The sequence below is a fragment of the Sphingobium sp. genome (assembly GCF_003248505.1).
Taxonomy (GTDB): Bacteria; Pseudomonadota; Alphaproteobacteria; order Sphingomonadales; family Sphingomonadaceae; genus Sphingobium.
Genome location: NZ_QFOA01000183.1, coordinates 1 through 1,057 on the forward strand (window position 1 = coordinate 1; position 1,057 = coordinate 1,057).

At 67.0% G+C, this 1,057-nt stretch carries 1 protein-coding gene; it reads right to left on the reverse strand.

The features are described from left to right. A partial coding sequence (locus DI606_RS20270) for a conjugal transfer protein TraC (protein WP_293985827.1) occupies positions 1 to 1,057 on the reverse strand: 1,057 nt, incomplete at both ends.

Sequence of the window (1,057 nt, forward strand, 5' to 3'; positions counted from 1 at the left end):
GGCGAGCAGCACCGGCAGCAGATAGCTCTCCTCCTGGACCATGAAGGGTAGCGGTTCGGACTCCCACAGTCGCTTGGCGCGCGCGGCCATGTCGCGCGCGTGCGCACTGTCGCGGCCCAGCACCCACATCGTCGGGATCACCGCAACGAACCGGCTGTTCGAGGCCTCGTCGAGGATCCAGCCGATCTCCTCGATCTGCTTGCCGACCTCGACCGCGAAGCTGCCCGCTGCCTTCTGCGCGGAGAGGATCTGCGCGCGCTTGTGAATCTCGAACTGCGAATGGTCGAACAGCACCGAGAGACAGGAGAGGAATGGCCCGCCGATCTGGTCGCTGTCTTCGGCGCTCCCGCGCATGCCGCCCATCAGCCGGTTGGCGCGCTCGGCGGTGATGCGCCGCGCCGGCGCCTTGGGCGTCAGGCAACGTGCGACCTGGTTGCCGAGGAAAACTTCCGGCCCCTCGAAAAAGAGGTCGGGCCCCGCCTCGATGATCTGGCGGGCCACCGAGGGTGCGGGCATGCCGCCGACCCCATCCTGTAGGAAAACGCCGGGCGCAGACGCGAACACGCCGTTGAATATCCGCCGGTAGAAGCTGACAAGCTCCGATGGCGGCAGACGGCGGATGCCCATCTTCGCCAGTTGCTCCTCGACCTGCCGACGAAGGTCGGCGCCCAGCTTCACCCGTGTCTTCACCGCGAGGAACAGGCGAAAGTCGCGCACCGGGATACCGTGCAGGGAGGCGAGCCCGCGGGTTCCGGCGCGCAGATAGTCTGCGGTCCGCCGCGCCGAGGCCTGCACCAGCGGATCGGGCCGGACCTTGAGGTCGAGATAGGCGTCGAGCGCGGGGTCTATCAGCGGATCGGCGAAGGTGATGAGTTGCAGCACCGTCCCTTCGGGGAAATGGATGTTGAGCAGTCCGAGCAGCGCCTGCTGGACATGGGCGAACATGTAGGCGGCGGGAACGAGCTCCCAGGCCTGGCCCCAGCCATCGTCGATGCACAGGAACGCCTCTTCCTCCTCGACCCAGGCCAGCATCGGCAGGAAGTCGGAATAGGCATCG